We start from the raw sequence: 21,552 nt of genomic DNA on the forward strand, positions 1-21,552 counted from the left end.
ACTACAGTTAGTGATCCCCATGTCTGGTCTTGGGTCTAGGTTTGCAAGGGTTGGGTACACGGACCCAAAACCCCTGATTAAGGTTCACGGACGACCTATGATAGAATGGGTCCTGCGCATGTTTCCAGGTGAAGAAACTCCACTCTTCATCTGCAGGGAGGAACATATTGAACAGACGCCCATGGCGTCCGTTCTGAAAGAATTGAAGCCGAAGGGTGAGATTGCGACTATCAAGGGCGAAAAACTCGGACCGGTGGCAGCGTTGATGGCCGCTGCGGATAAAATAGATGATAATTCCCCAGTTTTGGTCAGTTATTGCGACTACTACATGAGTTGGGATTATGCTGCGTTTCTGCAGTACCTCGACGCCGGAAACTTCGCCGGCGCGATACCATGCTACACCGGTTTCCACCCTCACCTTCTGCCAGCAAAAAATCTTTATGCGAGTTGCCGCATCAACGACAGCGGACTTTTATCTGAAATCAGGGAAAAACACTCCTTCGAAGCCGACAAAACCAAAACCCTTCATTCGCCAGGCGTTTATTTCTTCGGTTCGGGGCGACTTTTGAAGGACTATGGGAATCGCCTGATGGCCGCGGACGACTCACTCAATGGAGAATATTACGTCAGCATGATCTACAATCATCTTGTAAGAGACGGGCTGCGTGTAGGCGTGCCGGCGAACATCGACTATTTTTGCCAGTGGGGAACACCTGAGGATCTAGATGAATATCTCTATTGGAATTCCGTCGCACGGAGGCGTTTGCCGTGAACATCCTCATCCCCATGGCTGGCGCCGGTTCACGCTTCTCCGTTGCTGGATACACCCAGCATAAACCCGTCATTCCTGTATCCAGCAGGTTCCGCAACGAAACAGTCCCGATGGTGGTCGCGGCCGTTGACGATTTGCCTGTCAATTCTGCCGGAAGAGATACAAAGCTGATTTTCATTGTCCGCGACTTCCACCTTCAAGATGGTGTCGATGTCATTTTGAAAAAAAGGTTTCCCCACGCTCAATTCATTTCAATCGACAGTCTCACCGAGGGGCAGGCGAGCACCTGCCTTCTAGCGCGCGAAGTAATTGATAATGATGAACCCCTGCTAATCGCCGCATGCGACAACGGCATGGACGTGTCGCGGGAATATTTCGAAGAGCAAGCCCAATCAGCCGATGCCCTTATATTCACCTTTCGTAATAATGAAGCCGTTCTTCAAAATCCGAAATCCTATGGTTGGATCAGGGTGCAAGGAGACAAGGTTACGGGGGTTTCAATAAAACAGCCAATTAGCGACAACCCGGTAAACGACCATGCCGTGGTGGGCACTTTCTGGTTTCGTCGAGGCAGCGACTTTGTGAAAACTGCCGACGAGATGATTGCTGCAAATGACCGCATCAACAATGAATTTTATGTCGATCAGGTATTCAAATATATGGTGAACGCCGATGCAGATGTCCGTGTAACAGAAATATCGCGATACATTTGTTGGGGTACGCCAGAGGACTATGAGGCCTATGAGAATACTTTGTCCTACTGGACGGAGTTCACGGCAAGGGAGCCTTGGACACGATGAGGCTCGCGATCATAATTCCCTGCTACAACGAGCGAGACAATATTCCTCTGATTATCTCCCGCTTGAGGGAAACGATTGGAGAGCGAAACGATGTAGACGTCGTCTTGGTCGACAACGGCTCCACCGACGGGTCCGATGCCGTTCTCGCAAACACACTTGAAGCTGGTTCGCCAATTCGCTCTGTAAAGGTCCCAAAAAATCAGGGATATGGTTACGGAATCCTCTTTGGACTTGCTTCCACAGATGCAGATGTTCTTGCCTGGACTCACGCGGATATGCAAACCGACCCCAATGATGTTCTGGTTGGCTTTGACCGACTGCGTCAATATGGAAACCCGAAGGTCATTGTAAAAGGCCGACGAAAGGACAGACGCTTTCTGGAAGCCTTCTTCACGTTCGGCATGCAGATTCTAGCAGCCTTCGCTCTGCGTATCCGGCTTAGCGATGTGAACGCCCAACCCAAGATTTTCCCTCGTAGCTTCTACGAAAATTTCATCAGGGAAAAGGCGCCTCACGACTTCTCCTTAGACCTGTTCCTGCTCTATCAGGCCCAAGTGAACGAATATTCCGTTGTGGAAATACCTGTTACTTTCGCACAGCGGGTACATGGCGTTGCCAAAGGCGGCGGCAGTTGGAAAACCAGGATGAAGCTAATTCGCCGAACGGTAGCATATATTTTCTCCCTGCGCAGATCATTAATATTAAAACGGGGTAATCAAGTATGATCATAATAAAGCATCGTCAAAATCTCGTTGAAGAACTCGCTGCTGCACCGAATACATACGGAGTAGAAGTTGATCTACGCAACCATGGGGACAGGATTGTTGTATTCCATGACCCTTTCAATAACGATGCCGTAACACTGGACGATTGGCTCCGAGAGTACAAACATTCATTCCTAATTGCGAATGTGAAAGAGGAAGGCCTAGAGCCCAGGTTAATACCCATTTTGGAAAAGCATAACGTCCAAGAATACTTTATCCTCGATGAAAGCCTTCCTTACATCCGAAAATTTGCCCTTAGTGGGTTATCAAAATTTGCTGTTCGCGTGTCCGAGATTGAAAGTGTCGAGACTGCTTTGAACTTGGTGTCTCATCTCCGCCAACATGACAAGAAGATCGATTGGGTTTGGTTGGATTCATTTAGTGGCAATCCGTTGCCTCAGGCATCACTCAACGTGCTCAAAGCCAGCGGTTTGAAATTGTGTCAAGTGTCGCCGGAGTTGCATCATGTTGATAGACCGGATGTGTGGGAGAGTATGGTTGAACGCTTCATTCGCCAATGGGGAAATGCGCCAGCAGATCATGTCGATATGGTCTGCACGAAACTGCCGGACATCTGGCGTAACTACGCCAATGCCTAACCCAGAAAAGTGAGATTATTTTGTCACAAATATTCTGAGCAATTGGCAGACATGCTTCTCCACTCCATCAAATTCGAGTTCTAGATTTTCGAGTTTGCACACCTCGGAAGCCAATGCCGCCCTCAAAGAGAACCTAAACATGAATTCAAATCATCAAGAAAAAGAAACCACGAGATACTTTTTTGATGTATCCGCTCTGCACGAATATGTCAGAGCTTTTGAACGTTACTCGGGAATTCAGCGGGTGGTCGCAACGATAATTGAGAATTATCTGCGCGTTCTCGGCGGAGAAAATGTGCACATCTCGTTTCTCGAAAGAGGCTTCGGAAAGTATAAGTGTATAAAACTGACAGATATTGACCCACTTTGCTTCCGATCACCAGCATCTCTCGCAGCGGCGATGGGCAAAAAGGGCGTCGCTGGATCGTATCTTGCGCCGATAGAGAAATACAAGTCGAAAAAACACAAATACCTGTTCCATCGTTTGAAGTTTGATTTTTTTGCCGTGATGAACATGGACCGTCGCTTTACGAAATATAGCCTAACCGCTGAAACTTGGAGAGAACTGCGGCGGCCGATCCCGCGACCTGTAGAAACCGTCGAGTTTTTGGATTTCTTTGACTTGGCTAGGCCAGGAGATCACCTGATTGTCATCGACAGTTCGTGGCTTCCAAAACATTCCGAAATATTCAGGAAAGCGAAAATCCTTGGCCTCAAAGTCCACACTTTCGTATACGATCTGGTTCCTGTGGTTATGCCGCATGTAACGGCAGGAAATATGCCAAATATGTTCTACAATGCACTTGTGGACAGCTTCGACTATACAACCTGTTACATTACAATATCGGATTCGACGAAGACCGATCTCGACAAGTTCCTGCAAAAAAAAGGCATCAACATACCAACTCGATCCCTACCGTTGGCTCAGGAAGGTTTACCTTCGAAAACAACCGCGTTCCCGAGCGGCACGGATGACCATATCATCAATGAACGAAATGCCGATTATGCTCATATCGAGGAAGTTGGTGCTTTACGGGACGAAATACGCAGTGTCGCTACAATCCCCTTTGTCCTTTGCGTGGGCTCCATCGAACCACGTAAAAATGGCTGGAGAATTGCCAACGCCTGGGCCAGATTGTCCGAATTGAAGGGAGTAGAAGTTCCTCGTCTAGTATTCGCAGGCGGACCCGGCTGGTTGAGATACGAATTCGACACATTTCTCAAGGGAACAGGAAATCTTAATGGCTGGGTTCAAGTGGTAGATCGGCCGTCGGATGCTGAACTAGCCTTTCTTTACCGCAATTGCTGCTTCACTATTATGGCCAGTATCTATGAAGGTTGGGGGTTGCCCGTTGGAGAATCCCTTGCTTACGGAAAGACCGCGGTCGTATCCAACACGACATCATTACCAGAGGTCGGTGGCGACTTGGTAAAATACTGCGATCCGAATTCGATCGACAGTATCGAGGCCGCATGTAGGGAGCTTATTTGCCAGCCTGAGCTTAGAGTCGCCCTCGAAGAAAAAATTAAAGCAAGCAATTTAAGAAGCTGGGGCAACGTCGCAGAAGACTTGATTAAAATCCTGGCGAGCTGATGCGTAAGCCCACGGTGAAGGCCGTCATGTGATGACGGCCTTTTGACCCCCAGTCCTAGTGGTAACACTAGGAGTAGTGACGAAGCATCCAATTGAGGTGATCACGTCCGTAGAGCGCCGTCGGCGCTGGTCACGAGAAGACAAAGAGCGCCTAGTCGCTGCCTGCTTTGAGCCAGAGGCGGTCATCTCCGAGATTGCCCATGCGGTTGGTATCCATGCCAGCCAGCTGTTTCGTTGTGACCTTACTCCGTCGAAATAATCCAATTTGCACTAAGGTCTGGCCCATTGAGAAGACCAGGGAAAGAAGCGCAATCGTTTTACAGAAGAACAGATCATCGGCATTCTGAAGGAGCACGAGTGACGTGCCCCCGTTCAATTAGGCCATTTGGAACTGGAATTTCCACTTATGATCCCTGTTGGGAAGAAGAGGAGAATTCGATGAAGGCCTCGAAGTTCTCGGAAGCGCAGATCGCATTCGTGTTGAAGCAGGCAGAGTATGGAACGCTGATCGGCCAGGTCTGCCGCAAGGCAGGAATTTCGGACGCGACGTTTTACAATTGGCGCAAAAAATACGCGGGCTTGATGCCCTCGGAGATGAAGCGGCTGCGACAGCTTGCAGAAGAGAATGCCAAGCTGAAGCGAATTGTTCCCGACCTGGCGCTGGACAAGGCCATGCTACAGGATGTCCTTTCAAAAAAGCTTTGAGGCCTGCCCGCAAGCGCAAGCTTATCGACACCATCAAGGCGGACTGGAAGGTTTCGATCCGGCGTGCATGCTCGGTGTTGAAAGTCGACCAGTCGCTCTATGTCTACAAGTCCAGGCGTAGCGAGCAGGCCGAGTTGAAGCTGAAGATCATGGACATCTGCCAGACGCGGGTACGCTACGGCTAAAGGCGTGTGCATATCCTTATCAAGCGTGAAGGCTGGCCCGTGAACCCGAAGCGAATCTATTTACAAGGAGATGGACCTCCAGCTCCGCAACAAGGTTCCCAAGCGCCGGGTCAAGGCGAAGCTGCGGGCTGACAGCACGGAGCCGACCCATTCCAACCATGTCTGGGCGATGGATTTCGTTTATGACCAACTGGCCACTGGTCGCAAGATCAGAGTTCTGACGGTCGTCGACACTTATTCGCGCTTTCCGCCGGCAGTCGATGCCCGCTTCAGTTACATGGGCGAGGATGTCGTTCCGACACTGGAGCGGGTCTGCCTGCAGGGAGGATATCCGACGACCATTCGCGTCGATAACGGCAGCGAGTTCATCTCTCGAGACCTTGATCTTTGGGCCTATCACAAGGGTGTCGTGCTCGACTTCTTCCGGCCAGGCAAGCCGACCGACAACAGCTACATCGAGAGTTTCAATGGCAAGTTCCGCGCCGAGTGCCTGAACGCCCACTGGTTTATGACCCTTGACGACGCGCGGGCAAAGATAGAGGGTTGGCGTAGAGACTATAACGAATTCCGGCCACACAGCGCGATCGGCAACAAGGTGCCGATTTCGCTTATGGACAGCTCATCGGCACCAACGCCGACATGAGCCATAACCCCGGAAAATTCCAGTTCCCGCTGCCCAAATTCGGGGAGCACGTCACAAAATCGCTGGAGCAAACTGAAAACTGGATAAAACTCGGGGGCAACGTCAATCCGAATCTGAAGTTCAATTCATTGTCTTTTGGCATCGACTTGCCACTAGGAATTTCCTCCAAAATTGCATCAAATTCGAGCCTATCGAGGACAAACTCTAATCCAATTTGGAGGAAATTCCCGGCGCCATGTCAACAGCTAGTCCAGATCATCGGTTTTATATTTGGAGCTAAAACGCCCAATTTTTTTTATTTAAGAAGAACATCTTTCGTAGATCGATATGTTTGTGGAAACGGAATTTCTGAAGAACCACGAGCCATTGAGACGATTAGGCTCAAAAAGGTCGTCGTCATCGTATACGGTGCCTTTGATAACGCGTTTCAAGCACATCGAGCGCTTAAATGCTTCAATCTCCTCAATGCGCTGGCGGTAGTCGGGTACGAATTTGTACATTTCAACGTCGCCCTCATCCAAAACCAAAATTTCAAGATCGGGAGTAAGCGGTTGTTTAAAAGTCACTATTGGCCGCTGAACCCAATTTTGTGAAACGGGAAGGTAACGCTCTGGGATCGCGATCGGTTTAAAATCCATATCGGCTATATAGCTGCGGATCTCTTCCTCGACTCCGAAGTACGTCGCTTCTCCGTGGTTGAATACCCTCGTAGTCAAAAATGACATTCCATTAACAAACGACAGCATAAGAATGAAGGCAGAAAAAATTCTGCCCAGCGCAGGTCCCTTGAAGTCTAGGCAGAGGTACAGGCACAAGCAAACTACGAACAAGCTGATTCCTGCAGAATATGTTGGATTGAAATAATTCAACTTCCAGAACAAGAAATAAAATAGAACCGGAATCAGAAACGAGAAAAACTGACGCCAACTGCGCGAGAATATCAAGAGAATGGGCGAGAGCATCCAAGGTACGATCTGCACCACAGAATGATTGGCACGCTCAAAGCCGAGGCCCGCCATTTGATACAGATTTGGATTTTTTGCGAAGTCATTCAAGAAATCTGGCGTCCCCGAAAACACGTACTCAAAAAATTGGAACGCTCCATATCGCTCAATGCCAGGAGACGCATTCTCAAAATTGTCGACAATCGTTTGAAATACAGGCAAATGAAGAATCAACGCTGGTATCGCCGCGTTAAGCAATACACCCGAAGCCATTGCAATAAGCAGTGTAGCCGCCGTTCTTAAACCGTTGTCACGAAATACGTAGAACACGATATAGAGGCCAATGAATATGCACGCAAACCAGCTCAGCCGGTGATTCATAGGCAAAATTACGACGGCCCCGCTTACCAAACTAAGCGATATCCGGTCAAATGAGACGCGCAGCCGTGCGAGACCGTAGACGGCTATTGCACTACAAAACCACCAAGCTGCTTCAGGCCGTACACGAACGAATACAAAAAAAGCTTGATATGAGCAAATAAATACCAATGTACCGAGCAAAACTACCTTACTGCGATTACCGCCGACCACCAGCAATATTGTTTTCATCATAAAAAAATACGTTCCAGCGCCGAATATCGCCGAAACGAACCTTGCTCCAACCGGGCCGGAATAAATCAGCTGGGCGGACGTGTAAACGAGCGAATAAAATATTCCGGTATCTTTGCGAGTGCTAAACGGAATCCCTTCAAAATAGATCGCCTCATCTGGATGAAAGTCTATGTGCAAGGACGCATAGCAAAAAACACAAAACAAAACTAGCGCGACTAGAGCCACGCTCGCATTACACTTCCTATCTGGAATAGTCATAAGCGCTCCGAAGCATTACTTCCATTTTGTGCGGTATCGGCCCTATTGCAACCATTTATCAGAGACCACCCGAGATTAATTCTATTTCGAAGATGAGATAAACTCTAGCTTTAAGGACGATCACTACTCAAGTATGCTCACAGTTGCTCCCAATCGAAAATTTATATTTTTCGTAAGCCGCTACCGGAACTACTTTTTGTTCAATGCCAAACGGCAGATATATTCGCTGCTGTACAGCAGAAGGCATCGAGAATGATTTCTCGTGGCTGACAATAACGAATTTACCGAGTTTCACGACCTGCATCACCCCTGATCGTTTAACTGCTTCACTAAGCGCGATGGGCTCCGTCCCTTCGATTTTATCCGCTTCGAATGGTATCATGACATCGAAAATTATCGCCTTAGCACTAGGACACAACGACCTCGCCGCAGTCAACAATCCGGGAGCTTCTTCGTAAGCACTCAGAGTTAGCTTCATTTTTTGAATTTCCGCGGAAATTGATTGCTCGATGTGTCCTGCGCCGATCACGATAGATACCGCGCACAATAGATATCCTAAAGTCCCTCGCAGGGAGACACAGAGAAAAATTGCGGAAACAACCGCCACGACCAAGGGTACAAATGAGTACCAAGAAAATATCATCCCCTTCGAAGTAAGCAACAAAATCAGCAGTATCGATCCCACCAGGAAACCGAGAAGCCCGAAATGGTCACCAATAATTCCTCTGAGCCGCAACGTAAATGTGATCACGACGATTGGTGCCAGAACTAGAAAAATAGGAAACGCATCTGCCGGACGGAGCAATAGAATCTGGTCCCAACTAAAGATTGGGGCACCGAAAAAACTGTCCCCCCAAAAATCCAAATCGAAACGCAGAGGAGGAGTCGGAAGCGCTAAAATAGATTTTAACACCACAATCGGCCCACCTGCCATAAAGATTGCAAGGCAGCTCAAAAACAAAACCACCACAAACGCCAAGCCAAGCCGAGGAACTTTCCACGGGTATCTCGCAATCACAACCGTCGAGCTAACCAAGACGTAGGGAGCGTAGAGGATTTTGATATAAGTTCCGAGAAGGGCGCAGGAAATAGCGATATTGTACTTTCTTTTTGCAATACAGTATGTCCCGATCGAAAAAACAAGTATAAGCAAGTACTCGGGTGAAATAACTTTCCCGTAAAAAAACAACCCCGGCGATAAAAGCAATGTCAACGAAAATATCGATGACTGGAAGTGACCATACCGTTCTTCGAAGGTCTTCTTCCAAAAGTAACAGGACAAATATTTTAGTGATAAGAATACTTTATATGACAACAGCACAACGTTCAAATCCAACAAATTTGCGATACTGAGTAATGCAACCATCAGAAACCAAAATGGATGACCATACGGCCCGGGGAATCCTTGGGGAAACAAAGACGCGTCCCAAGATATAAATGATTCCATATAATCCGCAGATATATCAAAGAACAACGCCTCGTCAGGAGCAATTGATCTAAGTATCTCAACGGTTTCTCGATAACCCAATAAATGAATTTCTAAAATAAATAGAGCGATCAGGACGAACGCGAACACAAAAAAATCTAGTTTTCTCGAATTCATCACCATTTCTGTCTGTCAGTTGTCATTGCCTACCCGCCCTCGCCTTCAATTTTCAGTTACCAAACTCGAAGCAACTTTTACCGAAGCAAAGTGCTTAGAATAGCGCACTATACGCTTCACATGTCCTCGAAAACGACGCAAAGTCGCTGCTTGCATATCGATATGATCTCTCAGAGATATCGTCATAGATCTGTGGTTTGGTCGCCCATTCCTCCAAGATAACCCCAAGGTCTGTGGCCGCTTTTGGCCCCACGGAAACCTTTCCTACGAAATCCGGCGTTTCACTGTACGTGCCTATATCACTAACGATCAACGGCAGGCCGTATTGTAAGGCACGTGACACGATCGCGGACGTTTCTCCTACCGTTGGGTCGCGTAACACGATACACACGTCAGCGCTTCGAAAATAATTTAAAAGCTTTTCTTGGCTGACGCCTCCCTTAAATTGCACTAGATGCGAAACGCCCAAATCCGCCGCCATGTCGGGTAAATCGAAGCAGTCTTCGCTTAACCTGCCGACCACATCTAACCGAACTTCCAAACCGCGTTCTTTACAAAGAGCAATTGCCTCAATCTGGTTGTCAACTCTCTTGAACCTATCAACAAATCCCAACGTACAAACATTCAAAGAATCCCGCACCTGGCGCCTCTTTACTGGCACCCCATCGGGGTAACACTGCGGGAGAAGAAACGTAGGCGTATCGGAGAAACGCTCCATTATAAAGTTTCGCGCCAAGTGAGAGTGTACGATAACTTTACTCGCCCTCGCGAGAACTTCCTCGTTCAATGGATGCCCTAACACATCCGAACTTTCCCAGGGCATAATCTCCGCCCTATCAATTCGTTGCCTGCAACTTTCCGAAAACTCCTCGCCGTACCACTTCCTCAGAAGGGCATAATATATTTCGCTGTCTCTCACATACGTAAAATGCGCGAAGAGGTGATGTAAGGAAAAATCATGGAGGTGAACCACACCACCATATTTCAGAAAATTCAAAATTTGTTCATCGTGAAATGCGCGGTTATTACCTATCTGATAGATAGTACGCGATGGGTCGTTTTCCAATGGATCAAAACTGTCCAGACCCATGACCTGTCCCAACGGGCTTGGAGTATGACAAAATCTGCTTTGCGTAAAGATGTTGACATCATGACCTAGTGATCGAAGGCCCATAATCAGTCCCTCAGCATAGTCAGCGATACCCGTAGGTTGCGGCGGAACAGGAGTTACTATACTTAACGCTTTCAACCCACCTCTCCCTTGGTTGCTTTCACCAATAGATTGGCCGCTACAAACAAAAGGTGATTCAGGTGTATATTTTGTGTCGGTTCGCCACCGTCCTCATTGATGTATCCTGACGCCGGTAGTCGTTCGCACCGGTACCCAATCACTTCGAGAACAGTGGAAATATACTGATATGTAATCGGCTTAACGTGGGTAGGATCAACGTTGAAGAAAAATGTTGAAACGAAGAGGTTCTCGGAGTTCGGAGTCTCCATGAGCAATGTTCCACCGAAAGCAAGAACTCGATAAATTTCATTAAGTAACAGAATGAGATCCTCGAACTCAAGATGTTCAATTACGTGAAACAATGTGATTGTCGCAAAAGAATTTTCATCGCAATTTTTGAGGAAAACAAATGCGTCCTCGAGATGGACAACCAACCCCTTACTTACGCATTCATTTCTCTGTTCCTCGTTTATTTCCAGCCCAACGCCCTCAACGCCATTGTCTCTTAAAATTTCAAGAAACGTTCCTCTGCCGCATCCGATATCCAGAACCTTTCCGTTTCCGACATCAAGTACTAAATGCGGAATGTAAGCCTCTAGCTGCTTTCGCACGACATCAGAGGGGCCTCTATGACGACGATCGAGCTCAGTCATAATATCCTGTTTAAGAAGATTTATATCTTCTCGGCGATATGGCTTTTTTCGTAACACTGATTTCAAGTGTTCCCTTCCATCCTCTTTATTATCATCGCCCCGACGCCGCTCTCGCGCTCCTGATTGGATGATAGAGCCATTCGCATCCGTTGCGGACGGATCAGTATTAATTGCAAGGCCCCGCGGCAGAGATTTAAATCCCAGAAGTCCGCGAAGCAAGGATCCTACCCCTGTTTGCCTTGTTTTTTGCCGAAACTCTTCCTCTGCGATCAGCAGTTCTATATGTCTAGAAGGCTGCTTTTGATTTTGCTTAAATTCCTCACTCTGCAAAATTCCGCGCATAATATCGGTCCGCAAAATGCCGTCAGTTAGCAGTCCTTTATAGTGCTCGAGCTCACTTCCACAACAACTCCGATGCAGAAGTATTCTATAAATACATTTCAGAAAGTCGGATGGCTTGGAGTCGAATAAGTAGGCTGCGGGAATATCATTTTCATCATACCTATAGGCCTGACTTAAGAATCCACCTTTTATTAGGTCTTCCTTAATGTATTCTTCGACAGCAATTCGGACACTCTCCTTATCTGACATTCCTATATACCCCGTTTCTTTATCAACCCGTTCTCGTCAGAGAGGCGAAGTGAGCATTGCGCTTTCCAGTAAAAACGCACAACGCTTCGGCATAATGGCGAGCGCTTTAGTGCGAAAAAAATCATTCCCGTAGTGCCCTCTAATTGCGAAATTCGAACGCTACCGTTCGATGAAAAGTCGTTTCCAGACTCCATTGGCTCTCGGCTTCAACAGACGGCCTCATCGTAATGTACCCAAGTCGACGAAGCCAACATCACCGGCTGCGTCGAACCACCCGCAGCCTTCTTGAACCATAGAGAGGATCAGCTTTGCGCCAGAACGCGGGGGAGCGCCTTCTATCACCATATGCAGGTTCCGGCGTTCTCCCGGCCCAATCTCTCCGCCGATCACAGAAAACCTCGTCCTACCAATATCAAGGCGAGATCGGTCATCTATCCACCGTCCGGCTAGATTAACGGTGCCTTTGCCTTGCGTATGTTGCCATTTCTCGGCGCCTAAATTTTCAACTTGGAGCTCTAGCAAATAACGCGAAGGCAATCCGGTCACAGCTCTAAAGAAATTACTCCGATCAAAATTTTCAAAGCGAAGCAGAGTAATTTTCGATTTATATTCGCTTAGACACGGGACTTCTTTCGGAAAACTGCTTTCTTTGTGACCCCAGAAAATCTCTTCGCTAGAATACTCATTTGCAGCCCCATCAGTCCGTGTCCACGCCCACAGCGCAGGCATCTGGATAACCAAAAACAAGCAAAGTATAAGTCCCAGCGCGTTAATCGTTTTGATTTGCGATTTGGAAAAGGCCAACATCACCGGCACGATAAGTATGGCTGTTGCTTTTAAATAACCCGTCCAGTGCATTGTCACAACTGCACCAAATGTGGCGGCTAAAAGAGGCAGAGGAAGAAATGCAGCACCAATCAACATCACATTAGTGGACGCTTTCCCGTTGTTCTTGCTTATTAGATAGAGGGATGCAGCGAAAGCCCCCAACAGGAGAATAATCGTTGGCCCCAGCGCCACCTGTGAATTTGCTAAAGACCTGGCAAAAAAAGCTGAACCATCGGTGACTGCTCGCTGAAGAGCCTCATACCAAGCCAAGAACGGTGTTGTAAAAATTGCCCCGGCAACTCCCGGCTCTTGAGAGGGAAATTTTCCAAATCTAAGAAAGATGCTTAATTGCCAGCCGACAAAAACGATCCCTGGCAGCGCAAACAAAAAAAGTTTGGCGTATAGCGAGATAGCCCATTTCGTAAGGTCAGCTCGATGAACATAGGTATACGCCAAAAATATTCCTGCTGCCGCAAATACGAAAGATTCTCGCGAAAGTATCGCCATAATCGCTGCAAGCGAATATAGTGGGTACCGTCGCCGCAAAAGGCTATCAATGGCAATTAAGAAAAATGCATCACCTGCGGCGTCGGGTAACCCACTCAATACCGTAACCTGAACACCGGCGCTAAGTGACCAGAATAAAGCCCAACTAGCGCTGAGGCCCATTCTCTTAAGTATCGAAGCTAATGCAAAAGTGCCCCAGAAAAGTAACGCCAGGTTCGTGCCCCAATAGACGAGAGGGGTTACCCATTTCTGTAGCGTCAAAAGAGCAACAGCGTTCGCCGCTAACGGAAAACCGATACGTTGATAACGATAGGTTACAGCGGTATCCATATGCCGAGCGGTATCTTCGCTCATTTTGAGATCGTTTGCGATCGCAAAATAAAATTGCCCGTCCCATCCCACGTTACCGGAGCCGACGTACCACGGCTCAACATTGTGATTTCGAAGAACCTCAGTTATTCCAAAGTAAGCAGCGGAGCGAACATGCCATGCTAGATTTCCTCGCCCATCCCCAGCGAGAAAGAAAAACATAAGAAGCATAGAAAATGTTACGGTAATCGACGAAACCCAGACAGGCGCACCAAATCTGGCACTTAGCTTTTGGAGTCGGTCATTTATGAACATTCTCAATGCTTTCACGACCTCCTGTACCAAAAAGCTCCCACCATGCTACTTATGGATTTAAAGCTTGCTGAAACAATCATCGAAGACTATTTCCGAACTTCTTGACGCCAATAGTTCAGCAAATCATCCAAGGTTTCGTCCCAATCGTAAGCCGGTTGCCAATTAAGCAGTTGTCTTGCACGGCTAGAATCTCCAACGATTTTCGGAACGTCACTCGGTCGTAATCTTGACGGGTCTTCAACAAGTTCAATCTTCAGATTGGACTTAGCCAATAGGGATTCCAATATGTCGCCAACCCGTCGGGATTTTCCGGACGCTAAATTAAACACCGTTCCGGGCTCCAAAGAGGGCGGCATCGACAACGCTACCTTGACGTAAGCCGAAACTATATCTCTCACATCCGAAAAGTCGCGTTCAGCCTCAAGGTTGCCAACTTTGATTCGTGGCTCCTGCAAACCCTTTTCTATCCTTGCAATCTGTGCGGCAAAGGCCGGCACAACAAAGCTGTCCGTTTGAAATGGTCCTGTGTGGTTGAATGGTCGAAAGCGAACAGACCTGAGACCATTGCGTGACATTTGCCCTACCAACAAATCTGACGATGCTTTGGAGACTGCATACGCATTCATTGGATCGAGTAGAGTGTCTTCGCCGAGAGGATGGGCTATTTTCTTTGCGGTGCCGCCATACACCTCAGACGTACCCACATTGACAAGCAGGGTCTCGGGACAATGCTTCAATATGGCATCGGCCAAATTCATTGTGCCAAAAAAATTGACCGAAAAAGCATCTCGTGGTGCGGTAGCGGCTCTCTGGACATTCGATTGTGCAGCGAGATGAATGACGACATCGGGTCGCCATTCAATCATTGCAGCAGCAGTTGCCGCCTCGCTTTCAACATCTAGGGAAATCCACTTTTCGCGCGAGTCAAGACTAGCCGAAACGGGGGCTTCACCATCCCGTCCCGAGGAGAGCAATAAAGCATCTGACGGCAGAGCGTCCAAGAGGGCTTTTCGGAGCCAACGGCCTACGAACCCTCCTGCACCGGTCACCAAAACGCTAAAGCAGGAACAACGCTTCACCGTCATGTTATCGTTCACTTAACGCTTAACCGCTGCAAGTCTGCATCAACCATTTCGCAGATCATTTCCTCCAAGCTGATCTGGGCCTCCCATCCAAGCTTTTCTTTCGCCTTCGCGGGGTTACCCAAAAGAATGTCTACTTCCGCAGGTCGGAACAGCTCTGGATCGATAACCAGATGATCTTCCATTTTCAGACCGGCATGCGAAAATGCAATTTCGCACATTTGTCTGACGGTTACCGTCCGGCCGGTAGCAATCACATAATCGTCCGGCACTTCCTGTTGCAGCATGAGCCACATTGCCTTGACGTAGTCTTTCGAATGGCCCCAGTCACGCTGTGCATCAATATTGCCTAGACGCAACTCCTTCTCCATTCCCAATCTTATACGCGCCACGCAATCCGTAACTTTGCGAGTTACGAACTCAATCCCACGCAGGGGCGACTCGTGATTGAACAATATCCCGCTGGAAGTATGCAAGCCAAAGCTTTCGCGGTAGTTGACTGTCATCCAATGTGCATAGAGCTTGGCGGCAGCGTAAGGAGATCGAGGATAGAAAGGCGTGTGCTCGCTTTGTATCGGCTCTTGAACGAGCCCATACATTTCCGATGAGGACGCCTGATAAAATCTGGCCTCCGGCGTCTCCAGTCGAAACGCTTCCAGCATATTCACACAACCGATACCCGTGACCTGGCCGGTCAGAATAGGCTGGTTCCAAGACGATTTAACAAATGACTGCGCAGCAAGATTGTAGATTTCGGTGGGGCGTGTCTCGCGCAAGATCCGTATCAAACTCGACAGATCGGTCAAATTGCCATCAAGTAATTTTACCCTATCGCGAATACCCAGCCATCTTAGGCGTGAATCATTTATATCAGCAGATGACGAACGTCTAACCAGACCATAGACTTCGTAGCCTTTATCAAGAAGACATTGCGCGAGATAGGCTCCATCCTGTCCGATAATCCCCGTTATAAGCGCCTTTGGCATATTTTCATTTTCCTTATTTAGAATGCATCAGAGCCGACTGATTTCGATACTTGCCTCAATGGCGAATAGCTAGTTTAGTCTTGATGATCAATGGCATCAGGCACCCAATACCCACAACTTTTAATTGCTTATCCGGCCAACATCGACCCTCTTGGCGATTTCATTGTCGTCCAACGCCTGCAACAGGTCAGATGCAACATCGTTCCAGGTTCGCATTGAAGAACGGGCATCCGCGATCTTCGCCTTTAATACATCATATTCAGACTTATTCGCCAACAATTGGCCTAGAATATCCGCAAGTTCAGCAGACTTTTCCGGGTCGAAATAGCGCGCCAGGTCCCCCCCCGCCTCTCTCAGTGCCGGAACGTCCGCCGCCAGTGCAGGTGTTCCGCACCATAACGCCTCGCTGATCGGCAAACCCCATCCTTCCATCCGGCTGGGGAGAACAAGCGCAAATGCACGCCTATACAATTCCGCCAGTTCCGCCTGGTTCGGGTTGTGTACGAAATGAAATTTTGTGGACAGGGGCAGAAATCGCTTATTCTTTAGAAATTTCTCCACTCGTTTGCGTCTCGCGCCGGCCAATACGAGATTGGGGACATCCATTCCCCGCTCGTGAAGGGACATCATGGCCTCGACTACGCATTCCAGATTTTTCCTGCCGTTATAGATTCCCACGCAAAAGATGTAACGTCCGGATGGCCCGCGCTTCTCTATAGATTCTGAGGTCGGGCGCAACTCGTTGCAAAGCGGCACGGCAACGACCTTTGATACAGGCGGCAACACGCCTCTCTCCGAAAAATGCAAAACCTCACGTGCTGTGAATTCCGAATTCGTGAGAATGAGTGACGATGCTTTAATCGCCACCTGATTGTCGTGCAGAAAATTCTTCGGGAAAGAGAATTGATTCCTGTGCGTGAAATCATGCAACGGGATCATGTCGTGCAGAAGTGGGACAAAGATCACGTTTGTTCCACGTGCTTCAAGGGCGGCTAGATAGTCGGACATAATCTTCGGCCTGCCCAGGGAAATCAGCACATGACCGGAGAGATCGACTTCCTTAGCCGAACCATCCGGGACCGTAGCCCAACGCCGTCGGTTTCTGAAATCGACGACCTTTCGAATTGCCCAATAAACGGAAGATTTGAGGGGATTATTGTTGAAGAGGCTTTGGCGCAGCCGAAGGGGAGTAGCCGAAGGAGGAAGATTGTGGTCCAGCACGCCGGTTGGCGACGCGTCTCCAACCCTTGGAAAAACTTCATAAAAACGACCATGATACGGAGAATATATGACGTATCGGACTCTGGAATCCAATTTTGTCAGTTCGTAAGCGACCTCCATAACAGTTCTGGAGATACCATAATATTTAAATTTTACGCCTGAATTTAAAAAAAGCTCGGAAAGATCGAAAAAAACTTCAGTCATCTTGCAGACATATCCTTATGCCCCACCAAGTGGCAGTTGACGCCGATGCAGCGTTACTAAATCACCCGCATCGGGGACACGCCCCGCTTTAAACCCTTATACTTTTGGCGCGGGCGGAGAGATGTGCGCGGCTTATACAGGTGGTTCTGAACCCTTGTCAAATGCGCTCATCACCCGTGAAAACTTCGGCGGTCATCGGTTCAGCAAGCAAACATTAGGTTATTTCGATTCGCTGTGGAAAGGTCTAAGCGGCATTTGAAGCGTCACCTGACGTTCGATATCACGAATGTTAAGGGGCGATAGAAATCTGAGAGGTCTCATTTTGAACACATACGCTCGAAAGATCACGCCGGTTCTTCTGGCCGGTGGTGCTGGCTCCCGACTTTGGCCGGTCTCGCGCGATCAGTTGCCCAAGCAGTTTCAGCCGCTGGTCGGCAATCTTTCGACCTATCAGCAGACCCTGCAGCGGGTGGGTGACGAAACGCTTTATTCCGAGCCACTTGTCATCACCAACGAGGATTTCCGTTTTTTTGCCCGCCGTCAGGCGGAGGAGATCGATCTGCCGGCCACCGTGGTGCTTGAGCCCGCCCGCCGTGACAGCGCAGCCGCCATGGCCGCCGCCGCCGTGCTGGCCGAGCGTCGCGAGCCCGGATGCCTGGTTCTGGCGCTTGCTGCCGACCATGTGGTGCTCGATGCCGACAAGTTTTCCGATGCCGTGAAACTCGGCGCCAAAGCCGCCGATCAGGGCAATATCGTCGTCTTCGGCCTGGTGCCGACGGAGCCGCGCACCTCCTATGGTTACATCAAGCCGGGCGAGGCGATTGATGGTGAAAAGGATCTGAGCAAGGTCGAGGCCTTCGTGGAGAAGCCTGACATGAAGACGGCGATCTCCTATCTCGAAAAAGGCTATCTCTGGAATTCCGGAAACTTCCTGTTCCGCTCCGACGTGATGATTGCCGAACTGGAGGCCTTTGCGCCGGAAATTCTGGCCGCGGTAACGCAGTCCGTCGAGCAATATGAAAGCGACCTCGGTTTCGTGCGTCTGCATCAGGAAAGCTTCGAAGCCTCGCCCAAGAATTCCATCGACTATGCCGTGATTGAGAAGACCAGGCGCATGGCTGTCGTGCACGGCCATTTTCGCTGGTCGGATATCGGCAGCTGGGACGCGATCTGGGAGATCGCCGACAAACACAGCAATGACAATGCGCTGGAAGGTAACGGCGTCTTCATCGATTCCGAAGGCTGCCTCATCCATTCGACGCAATTGCTGACGACGGTTGTGGGCGCGAAGGACATGGTGGTGGTGGCCACCAAGGATGCGGTTCTGGTGGTGCCGAAGAACCGGGTGCAGGACGTGAAGGGTCTGGTGGAGACGCTGAAGGACGGCGAACATGCGCCACAGACGCAGACCCACAAGCGCGTTTACCGGCCTTGGGGTTACATCGAGCACATGTATGTGGATGAGCGTTATCGGGTCGGTCATATCACCGTCGATCCTGGCCACCGCATCTCCTTCCAGAAACACTATCACCGCTCGGAACACTGGATCGTCGTCAAGGGAACGGCCACCGTGACGATTGGTGACGAGACCCGGCTGCTGACGGAAAACCAGTCGGTCTATATCCCGATCGGCCAGCCGCACCGTCTTGCCAATGAGGGGCAGATCCCGCTCGAACTGGTCGAAATCCAGACCGGAGCCTATATCGGTGAGGACGATGTCATCCGCATCGAGGATGATTATAAAAGACGTTAACGGCGCATCTCGAATGTTCGACCGGGCCGGCGGGATGTTGACACTCGTCGACCACCGCACTATTTGGTTCGCTTGATTAACGAGTCTGAGGACTTTTCCAGCGCCGAGAGAAATTATTAAGCCAGCTGATACGGGATTACGAAACGAAGTAGGATGCGGCTTACCTATTCGGAACAGATAGTGGACTGGTTTCCTGGTCAAAAATGATCGAAATGGACAGCCATCAATTTCTCAAATCGTAGTGGTATCAGCTAACTAAGGATATCTCCGTGGTCGGTTCTTTTTTGTCTGAAAACGACAAGACGTTGCTGGTGCGACTTTTCAAAGAAAATTTCAGAAAGCATGTTGGCTGGTATTCTGCGGCAATTGTCGCTATGCTCGTCGTCGCCGGTACAACGTCTCTCAGCGCATGGATTATGCGCGACATCGTCAACAGTGTTTATCTGAAGCAGGGCTTTGACGTCGTTCTTGAGATTGCTTTTGCGGTCGCGGCTATCTTTATCGTAAAAGGTTTCGCAACCTTCGTGCAGAGCTATTATCTCAGCAAAGCTGGTAATAGCATCGTAGCGGAGCAACAACGCAAAATCTACGATCGCCTCCTGAAACAGGGCGTCTCCTTCTTTCAGAACCTGCCTTCCTCGGAACTGCTGGTTCGCGTCACTTACAATGCACAAGCGGCGCGTAGCGTCATCGATACGATCGTAACATCTTTTGTCCGTGATCTGTTTTCGCTTATTGGCCTGATTATCGTGATGTTCGCCCAGAATTTCCTCCTGAGTGCGATCTCTATGATTATCGGTCCTCTTGCCATCTTCAGCGTTCGGCTTGTTTTGCGCCGCGTACGCAAGATCATGGAGGCGGAGCTTGCTTCACTCGGTGAGATTGTCAATGTCGTACAGGAAACCAGCATAGGTGTACGTGTCATCAAGGCATTCTCGCTTGAGAAGCTTATGCGTCAGCGCATGAACAAGGCGGTTTCCGACGTAGAGCAACGTGCCAATGGCATTGCCAAATTGGAGGCCGCAACTAGCCCCATCATGGAGACGCTATCAGGCCTCGCAATTGCTGTCGTTATTGCCGTGTCCGGCTATACCGTTCTCGAAAAAGGCGGCTCGCCGGGTGATTTGATGGCTTTTATTACCGCCCTATTGCTCGCTTATGAACCGGCGAAACGCCTCGCCCGCATGCGGGTACAGATCGAAGGCGGTATGATTGGCGTGCGGATGATGTTTGAGGTGCTGGACGCCCCGCTGACGCTTGCCGAGAAAAAAGACGCTGAGCCTTTGCCCAAAGCGACAGGCGATGTCGAACTAAAAAATGTAGGCTTTGAATATGTTGCAGGCCAACCCGTTTTGAAGGATGTCAGCCTGCTCTTCGAAGGCGGCAAGATGACCGCGCTGGTAGGCCCATCCGGCAGCGGCAAATCCACCATCATCAATCTCATAATGCGCCTTTACGATCCGCAAACCGGCTCAGTAGAAATCAACGGTATGGATTTGCGCGACGTTTCTTTTTCGAGCTTGCGCGAGCATGTTTCTTACGTCGGGCAGGAAACATTCCTGTTTTCGGGAACCATAAGGCACAATATTTCCGTTGGCCGCGACAATGCCACCGAAGAAGAGATAATAGCGGCTGCCAAGGCAGCCAATGCGCACGATTTCATCATGAGCATGCCGGACGGCTATGATAGTAGGCTCGGCGAAAATGGCTCTGGATTGTCCGGGGGGCAGCGGCAGCGTGTTGCGATTGCCCGCGCCATGCTCAGAGACGCAGATATTTTGATCCTCGATGAAGCAACAAGTGCATTGGATTCAGAATCCGAAGCTCTCGTGCGCGATGCACTTGAACGATTGACTTTCAACAAGACATCAATCGTCATTGCTCACCGTCTCTCCACTATCAATCGCGCCGACAAAATTGTCGTTATGGACAATGGTGAGGTTGCCGAGCAGGGCAGCAGACGTGAGCTTCTTGCGAATGATGGCCTTTACAAACGGCTTCACAGCATCCAATTTGATGCCGATGTTGCTTAGTGGAGAGGATTCGACACACGAAAAGCGCGACTTTGATCTGCGCCGACTGCGTCAGCTATAACGAACCGCTTGCTTGCAGCATATTAATACTAACTGTCTCGCCACCCTGAAAATGAGGGTGGCGAATGTAGCAGGCCAGCGGCTGGGCGTGCTGAGTTCACCCACTGACCGCCAGCGCCGCCTCGGCCTCATAGATGGCGCAGACGATGTGGTAAAACGTGCTTGCCGGCGCCGGTTCGTCGAGCATCGGCCGGTCCGCCGGCCATTTGTCGAACCACAGGCCCTTGACCGGCGTGTCAAGGAAAGGCTGCAGCGCGCCGATGGCGCTCAGACCAGAGGCAAGGTAACGCTGCCGCTCCT

Annotated in this window: 17 protein-coding genes and 1 pseudogene; 9 read left to right on the top strand and 9 right to left on the bottom strand. The window is 49.4% G+C overall.

Annotated elements, in window-relative coordinates; all coding sequences use genetic code 11:
• The first annotated feature begins 19 nt into the window (after window positions 1-19).
• The 7 genes and pseudogenes from WA845_RS17450 to WA845_RS17480 all read left to right on the top strand — a co-directional run bounded on the left by WA845_RS17450 (window position 20) and on the right by WA845_RS17480 (window position 6,062).
• Window positions 20-772 carry a glycosyltransferase family 2 protein gene (locus WA845_RS17450; RefSeq protein ID WP_337322501.1) on the top strand — a complete coding sequence of 251 codons (753 nt, stop codon included), beginning with the start codon at window positions 20-22 and terminating at the stop codon, window positions 770-772.
• Window positions 769-1,572: a nucleotidyltransferase gene (locus WA845_RS17455; protein WP_045533925.1), complete on the top strand. Its 804-nt coding sequence runs from the start codon at window positions 769-771 to the stop codon at window positions 1,570-1,572. The genes WA845_RS17450 and WA845_RS17455 overlap by 4 nt, the downstream gene beginning before the upstream one ends.
• Entirely contained in the window at window positions 1,569-2,297 is a 729-nt protein-coding gene (locus WA845_RS17460; protein WP_337322488.1) for a glycosyltransferase family 2 protein, read from the top strand. Before WA845_RS17455 ends, WA845_RS17460 begins: the two co-directional genes overlap by 4 nt.
• Entirely contained in the window at window positions 2,294-2,935 is a 642-nt protein-coding gene (locus WA845_RS17465) for a hypothetical protein (RefSeq protein ID WP_045533880.1), read from the top strand. The genes WA845_RS17460 and WA845_RS17465 overlap by 4 nt, the downstream gene beginning before the upstream one ends.
• Window positions 2,936-3,074: 139 nt before the next feature.
• Entirely contained in the window at window positions 3,075-4,529 is a 1,455-nt protein-coding gene (locus WA845_RS17470) for a glycosyltransferase family 4 protein (protein WP_337322489.1), read from the top strand.
• Window positions 4,530-4,626: 97 nt separating this feature from the next.
• Window positions 4,627-4,788 (top strand): transposase, encoded by a 162-nt coding sequence (locus WA845_RS17475; protein ID WP_337322502.1) that lies wholly within the window; start codon window positions 4,627-4,629, stop codon window positions 4,786-4,788.
• A gap of 179 nt (window positions 4,789-4,967) precedes the next feature.
• A pseudogene (locus WA845_RS17480) lies at window positions 4,968-6,062 on the top strand (IS3 family transposase).
• Window positions 6,063-6,361: 299 nt separating this feature from the next.
• Here the strand turns inward: WA845_RS17480 and WA845_RS17485 are convergent.
• The 8 genes from WA845_RS17485 to WA845_RS17520 all read right to left on the bottom strand — a co-directional run bounded on the left by WA845_RS17485 (window position 6,362) and on the right by WA845_RS17520 (window position 17,406).
• Window positions 6,362-7,876: a hypothetical protein gene (locus tag WA845_RS17485; protein WP_337322490.1), complete on the bottom strand. Its 1,515-nt coding sequence runs from the start codon at window positions 7,874-7,876 to the stop codon at window positions 6,362-6,364.
• A 127-nt stretch (window positions 7,877-8,003) separates the two neighbouring features.
• Window positions 8,004-9,479, bottom strand: coding sequence for a hypothetical protein (locus WA845_RS17490; RefSeq protein ID WP_337322491.1), 1,476 nt, complete (start codon window positions 9,477-9,479; stop codon window positions 8,004-8,006).
• Window positions 9,480-9,573: 94 nt separating this feature from the next.
• On the bottom strand, window positions 9,574-10,569 hold the full coding sequence (locus tag WA845_RS17495; protein ID WP_160297389.1) for a glycosyltransferase: 996 nt from the start codon (window positions 10,567-10,569) through the stop codon (window positions 9,574-9,576).
• A gap of 155 nt (window positions 10,570-10,724) precedes the next feature.
• Window positions 10,725-11,954 carry a methyltransferase domain-containing protein gene (locus WA845_RS17500; RefSeq protein WP_337322492.1) on the bottom strand — a complete coding sequence of 410 codons (1,230 nt, stop codon included), beginning with the start codon at window positions 11,952-11,954 and terminating at the stop codon, window positions 10,725-10,727.
• 219 nt (window positions 11,955-12,173) lie between these two features.
• On the bottom strand, window positions 12,174-13,928 hold the full coding sequence (locus WA845_RS17505) for a hypothetical protein (protein WP_337322493.1): 1,755 nt from the start codon (window positions 13,926-13,928) through the stop codon (window positions 12,174-12,176).
• Window positions 13,929-13,999: 71 nt separating this feature from the next.
• Window positions 14,000-14,998 (bottom strand): GDP-mannose 4,6-dehydratase, encoded by a 999-nt coding sequence (locus WA845_RS17510; RefSeq protein ID WP_337322494.1) that lies wholly within the window; start codon window positions 14,996-14,998, stop codon window positions 14,000-14,002.
• An 8-nt stretch (window positions 14,999-15,006) separates the two neighbouring features.
• Entirely contained in the window at window positions 15,007-15,981 is a 975-nt protein-coding gene (gene gmd / locus WA845_RS17515) for a GDP-mannose 4,6-dehydratase (protein ID WP_045535525.1), read from the bottom strand.
• A gap of 120 nt (window positions 15,982-16,101) precedes the next feature.
• Window positions 16,102-17,406: a glycosyltransferase family 4 protein gene (locus WA845_RS17520; protein ID WP_064263175.1), complete on the bottom strand. Its 1,305-nt coding sequence runs from the start codon at window positions 17,404-17,406 to the stop codon at window positions 16,102-16,104.
• Between the two features lie 286 nt (window positions 17,407-17,692).
• Between WA845_RS17520 and WA845_RS17525 the strand changes: the two genes are divergently transcribed.
• Both WA845_RS17525 and WA845_RS17530 read left to right on the top strand, forming a co-directional pair.
• A complete protein-coding gene (locus WA845_RS17525; RefSeq protein ID WP_443111970.1) occupies window positions 17,693-19,159 on the top strand; it encodes a mannose-1-phosphate guanylyltransferase/mannose-6-phosphate isomerase in 1,467 nt (488 codons plus the stop codon).
• Between the two features lie 269 nt (window positions 19,160-19,428).
• Window positions 19,429-21,192, top strand: coding sequence for an ABC transporter ATP-binding protein (locus WA845_RS17530; RefSeq protein WP_045535649.1), 1,764 nt, complete (start codon window positions 19,429-19,431; stop codon window positions 21,190-21,192).
• A 157-nt stretch (window positions 21,193-21,349) separates the two neighbouring features.
• Here WA845_RS17530 and WA845_RS17535 read toward each other — a convergent pair.
• The coding region (locus WA845_RS17535; RefSeq protein WP_337322496.1) for an AGE family epimerase/isomerase at window positions 21,350-21,552 on the bottom strand (203 nt) is incomplete at its 5' end.

Origin of the sequence: Agrobacterium sp. CMT1, from assembly GCF_037203725.1 — a bacterium.
Classification (GTDB): Bacteria; Pseudomonadota; Alphaproteobacteria; order Rhizobiales; family Rhizobiaceae; genus Agrobacterium; species Agrobacterium pusense.

Bases quoted from the DNA above. Each gene is read 5' to 3' on its own strand.
- WA845_RS17450 (WP_337322501.1), top strand. From the start codon at position 20: ATGTCTGGTCTTGGGTCTAGGTTTGCAAGGGTTGGGTACACGGACCCA.
- WA845_RS17460 (WP_337322488.1), top strand. From the start codon at position 1,569: ATGAGGCTCGCGATCATAATTCCCTGCTACAACGAGCGAGACAATATT.
- WA845_RS17465 (WP_045533880.1), top strand. From the start codon at position 2,294: ATGATCATAATAAAGCATCGTCAAAATCTCGTTGAAGAACTCGCTGCT.
- WA845_RS17470 (WP_337322489.1), top strand. From the start codon at position 3,075: ATGAATTCAAATCATCAAGAAAAAGAAACCACGAGATACTTTTTTGAT.
- WA845_RS17485 (WP_337322490.1), bottom strand. From the start codon at position 7,876: ATGACTATTCCAGATAGGAAGTGTAATGCGAGCGTGGCTCTAGTCGCG.
- WA845_RS17490 (WP_337322491.1), bottom strand. From the start codon at position 9,479: ATGAATTCGAGAAAACTAGATTTTTTTGTGTTCGCGTTCGTCCTGATC.
- WA845_RS17495 (WP_160297389.1), bottom strand. From the start codon at position 10,569: ATGGGTCTGGACAGTTTTGATCCATTGGAAAACGACCCATCGCGTACT.
- WA845_RS17500 (WP_337322492.1), bottom strand. From the start codon at position 11,954: ATGTCAGATAAGGAGAGTGTCCGAATTGCTGTCGAAGAATACATTAAG.
- WA845_RS17510 (WP_337322494.1), bottom strand. From the start codon at position 14,998: ATGACGGTGAAGCGTTGTTCCTGCTTTAGCGTTTTGGTGACCGGTGCA.
- gmd (WP_045535525.1), bottom strand. From the start codon at position 15,981: ATGCCAAAGGCGCTTATAACGGGGATTATCGGACAGGATGGAGCCTAT.
- WA845_RS17520 (WP_064263175.1), bottom strand. From the start codon at position 17,406: ATGACTGAAGTTTTTTTCGATCTTTCCGAGCTTTTTTTAAATTCAGGC.
- WA845_RS17525 (WP_443111970.1), top strand. From the start codon at position 17,693: ATGTTAAGGGGCGATAGAAATCTGAGAGGTCTCATTTTGAACACATAC.